At 67.8% G+C, this 5,061-nt stretch carries 5 protein-coding genes and 1 pseudogene; 4 read left to right on the forward strand and 2 right to left on the reverse strand.

Features of this window, described 5'->3' with window-relative positions; translation table 11 throughout:
• Positions 1 to 8 precede the first annotated feature (8 nt).
• Positions 9 to 575, forward strand: coding sequence for a DNA-3-methyladenine glycosylase I (locus MJ785_RS11980; protein WP_305039418.1), 567 nt, complete (start codon positions 9 to 11; stop codon positions 573 to 575).
• A gap of 120 nt (positions 576 to 695) precedes the next feature.
• On the forward strand, positions 696 to 1,223 hold the full coding sequence (locus MJ785_RS11985) for a hypothetical protein (RefSeq protein ID WP_239310499.1): 528 nt from the start codon (positions 696 to 698) through the stop codon (positions 1,221 to 1,223).
• Between the two features lie 66 nt (positions 1,224 to 1,289).
• Here the strand turns inward: MJ785_RS11985 and MJ785_RS11990 are convergent.
• Positions 1,290 to 1,406: pseudogene (locus MJ785_RS11990) on the reverse strand (2-deoxyribose-5-phosphate aldolase); the annotation flags it as partial.
• Positions 1,407 to 1,552: 146 nt separating this feature from the next.
• On the opposite strand from MJ785_RS11990, the gene upp reads away from it, so the two are divergent.
• Positions 1,553 to 2,176, forward strand: a complete 624-nt coding sequence (upp, locus tag MJ785_RS11995; RefSeq protein ID WP_239345891.1) for a uracil phosphoribosyltransferase — start codon at positions 1,553 to 1,555, stop codon at positions 2,174 to 2,176.
• A gap of 117 nt (positions 2,177 to 2,293) precedes the next feature.
• Here the strand turns inward: upp and MJ785_RS12000 are convergent, their stop codons facing one another.
• Positions 2,294 to 3,118: a purine-nucleoside phosphorylase gene (locus MJ785_RS12000; RefSeq protein WP_239310514.1), complete on the reverse strand. Its 825-nt coding sequence runs from the start codon at positions 3,116 to 3,118 to the stop codon at positions 2,294 to 2,296.
• A 234-nt stretch (positions 3,119 to 3,352) separates the two neighbouring features.
• Here MJ785_RS12000 and MJ785_RS12005 point away from each other — a divergent pair, with 234 nt between their 5' ends.
• On the forward strand, positions 3,353 to 4,933 hold the full coding sequence (locus MJ785_RS12005; protein ID WP_239345893.1) for a methylmalonyl-CoA mutase family protein: 1,581 nt from the start codon (positions 3,353 to 3,355) through the stop codon (positions 4,931 to 4,933).
• Positions 4,934 to 5,061 lie beyond the last annotated feature (128 nt).

Here is a 5,061-nt window from a genome sequence, read left to right on the forward strand (position 1 = left end):
GCGGCCGTGTGCTTACCGGTGTCGCGGCCGGGCCGGACGGCTGTCCGCGCTGCCCCTGGGCGCTGTCCACGCCCGAGTACATCGCCTACCATGACGAGGAATGGGGGAAACCGGTCCACGACACCGTCGGTCTCTTTGAGCGCCTCAGCCTCGAAGCATTCCAGTCGGGCCTTTCCTGGCTGACCGTCCTGCGCAGGCGGGAGGCTTTCCGCAGGGCGTTCGCGGGATTTGACCCGGCGGTTGTCGCCGCTTTCGGCCCGGCCGATGTCGAACGGCTGGCGGGGGACACAGGAATCATCCGCAACCGACGGAAGATTCTCGCGACGATTGCCAATGCCAACGCGGTCCTGGCGCTGGGCATGCCATTAGGTGAACTGGTCTGGTCATTTCGTCCCGCGGTCGCGGCGGTACCGGTGGTGATCGCCGATCTGCCCACGTCCACGCCCGAGTCGGTAGCGCTGGCCAAGGCGCTGAAAGCCCGTGGCATCACCTTTGTCGGCCCGACGACAGGCTATGCCCTGATGCAGGCGTGTGGCCTGGTTAACGATCATCTTGCTGCCTGCGTGAACAGGTAGCGGACAGGCTGCTCCGGCGCTGGTACCAGCTGGGCCCGCGGACGCGGACCCGGATCAGGCCGGTTTCCGCTCGATCGTGTACCGCTGGCGGCTCAGTCCGTTCCGCTACCATAGCCGATCATGTCGGACGTAGCGGTACTTGCGATTGTCAGCGTTGTCGTCACCGGCATAGGCGCTCCGGGAATCATGGCGTTGGCGGGCCGGCTGGAGTCGCGGCGGTCGCATCGGCTCGCCATCGGAAAGGAATGCCGTGACACACTCGATTTCGCGGCTGAGCAGTTGACGAGATCCCAGCGGACCACCACGTATTGTATCAGCCTGTGGTCCCGGGGAATTATGGATAACGACGATGAGGCAAGGGACTATCTTCGGTGCCGCAATGAGGCGAACGAGGCGGCCCGCACGGCCTATGGACGGCTGTGCGTCAGGTTCGGCCCGGCCTCGGCCGTCGCGCGGCACTTTGACGAGGCCATCGAGAGTATGCAGCGGCTGACAGACGTGCTGCGAGGCTATCGGGCCGGCGACACCTACGACGCCTGGGTGACCCAGGCCAGCACGGAGTCGGCGGAGCTGACCGCGGCGAACGAGAAGTTTCTCAGCGTGGCCAACAAGGCGATGTCAACCCGCAGACGCGGCCAGGGCACCTGAAAAACTCGGCCAGGACACCTGAAAGCCGGGCTGGACACCTGACGGGCTGGGTCACGCGGGCGGCGGCTATTCGGAGACGGCGGCGGGAACGTCCCGGGTGGCGGACATGCCGAGCCTGGTGGCGCCGGCCTCGACGAGCGCGAGTCCCTGGTCAGCGGTGCGGATGCCGCCGCTTGCCTTGATGCGGCAGCAGGGAACCAGGCGTGGATCCGCCGGATCCGCGGGATCCGGCTGGCCGGCTCGCTCCGGAGGGGATGCTGGTCATGCGTTCCATCATTGCGGGCGGATGCGAGCGGGGGCCATAGCACTGTGCGGGAGGTGAACGGATCGTGCGCGTCGACGTTGTCGAACATCCACTGGTGACGGCGCGGTTGACGGTGTTGCGTGACAGGAGCACCGAACCGCCGGTGTTCCGGGCGGCGCTGCGGGAACTCGCAACGATGTTGATCTACGAGGCCGCCCGGGAGCTGATGACCGTCGGGTACACGGTTGCCACCCCGCTCGCCTCCACCGGCGGTGGCACGCTTGCCACGGCGCCGATCGTCATACCGGTGCTGCGGGCGGGTCTGGGCATGCTGGAGGCCGCGCTCGGCCTGCTGCCCGAGGCGCAGACGGGGTTCATCGGTCTCGCCCGGGACGAGAAGACCTTCCAGCCGCATGCCTACCTGGAGTCGCTGCCGGAGAACCTGGCCGGATACCCGGTGCTGTTGCTGGACCCGATGCTCGCCACTGGCGGGTCAGCGCTGCACTGCCTGCGGCTGTTGGCCGACCGCGGCGCCACCGGCATGATTCTCGTCTGCGCGCTGGTGGCTCCCGAGGGCCTTGCCGCGCTGGACGCGAGCGGTCTCGACGCGCGGGTGGTGACCGCGAGCATCGATGAGCGGCTAAACGACGACGCCTTCATCGTCCCCGGTCTCGGGGACGCTGGTGATCGTCAGTTCGGTGCGGTCTGATCGGTATTCCGGCGAGGTCTGACCGGCATGGTGCGCATTGGCCGATATCAGCGGTGGCGTACAGGCCGAACCGGCGGACGAGCTCGTCGAGCCGGCCGAGCACGGTCGCCGGGCCGTTCAGAGCCTCGTGATGACCGCCGCGAGCAGGGAACCCACCCGCTCGGCGGCGGCGGTGCCGGCGGCCAGCACATCAAGATGGCTGAGCGGCCCGCCGGTCATCCCTGCGGCGAGGTTGGTCACCAGGGACAGCGCCAGCACATCGGCGCCCTCAGCCCGTGCCGCGATCGTTTCGTGGACGGTCGACATGCCGACCAGGTCCGCGCCGAGCGTCCGTAGCATCCGGATCTCGGCCGGGGTCTCGAAATGCGGGCCGGGCAGCCCGGCATACACCCCTTCGGTGAGCGTGGGGTCGACGGTACGGGCCAGGTCGCGCAAGTGCGGAGCGTAGGCGTCGGTGAGATCGACGAACCGGGGGCCAACCAGGGGGCTGCGTCCGGTGAGGTTGATGTGGTCGGCGATCAGTACGGGCTGGCCGACGCTGTAGTCCTCCCGGAGCCCGCCCGAGGCGTTTGTGAGCACGATCGTGCTCACGCCGGCCGCGCAGGCCGTCCGGACGCCATGGGTGGTTACGGACATGCCGTGGCCCTCGTAGGCGTGGATCCGCCCCAGGAAAAGCAGCAGGTGACGTCCGCCGAGGGTGACCGAACGGACCCGGCCACTGTGGCCGGGGGCCCGTGGCGGCGGGAAGCCACCGAGCTCGGTGACAGCTGTCTCGCCGGTCACGGTTCCGGCCGCGGCCAGCACGTCTGCCGCGGGCAGCCACCCGGAGCCGAGAACCACGGCGACGTCATGACGCTTGATTCCAGTGATCTCCGCCAGGCGCGCGGCCGCGGCCGCGGCATCGGGCGGCCGTGTGTTCGGCACGGGGATGGTGGGGCACATACGCCGACTGTAGTCGTTGCGTATCGTCATGAAGAACTTTGAAAAATGTTTTTTTGTCCGCTTTCATGTGTATGTGGTACTAATAGTCCGATTCATTGCCATGAACGCTGTTCGCTATGATTTGCCGTGCTGAGTGAGGTGCCGCTCGGTGGGCTGATCGGTGTGCCGTGGGAGCGGCGCGCGTGGCGGCCGTGGGGCGCGCGCCTGGGGGCCGGCTTTCCATACCATCTGGCCATGAGCGAGCGTCTGTCGGAGTCCGGTCAACCGATCAAGCCGGTATACGGCGCGTCTGATTTTTCTGGGGATCTACCGGCGCGTCTCGGCGCCCCCGGTGAGTACCCGTTCACGCGGGGCGTCTACCCGACCATGTATACCGGCAAGCCGTGGACGATGCGGCAGTATGCGGGCTTCGGCACCGCCAGGGAATCCAACGAGCGCTACCACTCGCTTGTCGCCGCCGGCACCGGCGGGCTTTCCGTCGCCTTCGATCTGCCCACCCAGATGGGCTTCGACTCCGACGAGCCGATCGCGCATGGCGAGGTCGGGAAGGTCGGTGTGGCGATCGACTCGATCGAGGACATGCGGGTGCTCTTCGCCGGTATCCCGCTGGACAAGGTCTCCACGTCCATGACGATCAACGCGCCCGCGTCGGTACTGCTGCTGCTGTACCAGCTCGTCGCCGAGGAGCAGGGCGTCCCCGGTTCGAAGATTACCGGGACAATCCAGAATGACGTCCTCAAGGAATACATAGCGCGCGGCACCTACATCTATCCGCCGGCACCGTCGTTGCGGCTGGTGTCGGATACCTTTGCCTACTGCCGCAACGAGATTCCCAAATGGAACACGATCTCGATTTCCGGTTACCACATGGCCGAGGCCGGGGCGACCCCCGCGCAGGAGATCGCGTTCACCCTCGCCGACGGCATCGCCTACGTCCGGGCGGCGATCGAGGCCGGGCTCGCGGTCGACGAGTTCGCCCCGCGGCTGTCGTTCTTCTTCGTCTCCCGCACGACCCTGCTGGAAGAGGTGGCGAAGTTCCGCGCCGCCCGGCGCATCTGGGCGGACGTGATGAAGAACACCTTCGGCGCGACCAGCCCCAAGTCGATGATGTTGCGGTTCCACACCCAGACCGCTGGCGTCCAGCTCACCGCGCAGCAGCCCGAGGTCAACCTCGTCCGGGTCGCGGTGCAGGGCCTCGCGGCCGTACTGGGCGGTACCCAGAGCCTGCACACGAACTCCTACGACGAGGCCATCGCCCTGCCCACGGTCAAGGCCGCGACGCTGGCGCTGCGCACCCAGCAGGTCCTCGCCTATGAGACGGACATCACCGCTACGGTCGACCCGTTCGCCGGCTCCTACGCGGTCGAGGCGCTGACCGACGAGGTCGAGAACGCCGCCCGTGAACTGATGGAGCAGGTCGAAAAGCGCGGGGGAGCGGTCGCCGCGATCGAGCAGGGCTACCAGAAGAGCGAGATCGAGAACTCCGCGTACGCGGTCATGAAGGGCATCGAGGACGGCTCCCGCACCGTGGTCGGCGTCAACCGGTTCCGCGCCGAGCAGGAAGAACACTACGAGCCGCTGCGGGTGGATCCGGCGATCGAGGCAGACCAGTCCGCCCGGCTGGCCAGACTGCGTGCCGACCGCGACAACGCTGAGGTGACGCGCTGTCTGGACGCGCTGAAAGCCGCCGCGCAGGGAACGGAGAACGTCCTTTACCCGCTCAAGGAGGCCCTGCGCGCTCGCGCCACCGTCGGAGAGGCCTGCCACGCCCTGCGGGCGGTCTGGGGGGTGTACCGCCCCGCCGACGCCTTCTAGCCCCGCCGGGCGCGGGGGAAAACCCTGGCGGTGTTTCTCGTCGCCTTGCAGGCCCTCCGGGCATGCGGCGGCTCCTCGGCCTTGCCAGGTTTCCCCCCGCATCCCGGCGGTTGTGGGCGCGGGGGAAA

Origin of the sequence: Protofrankia sp. CiT1, from assembly GCF_917627335.1 — a bacterium.
Classification (GTDB): Bacteria; Actinomycetota; Actinomycetes; order Frankiales; family Frankiaceae; genus Protofrankia.

Bases quoted from the DNA above. Each gene is read 5' to 3' on its own strand.
- MJ785_RS11985 (WP_239310499.1), top strand. From the start codon at position 696: ATGTCGGACGTAGCGGTACTTGCGATTGTCAGCGTTGTCGTCACCGGC.
- MJ785_RS12000 (WP_239310514.1), bottom strand. From the start codon at position 3,118: ATGTGCCCCACCATCCCCGTGCCGAACACACGGCCGCCCGATGCCGCG.
- MJ785_RS12005 (WP_239345893.1), top strand. From the start codon at position 3,353: ATGAGCGAGCGTCTGTCGGAGTCCGGTCAACCGATCAAGCCGGTATAC.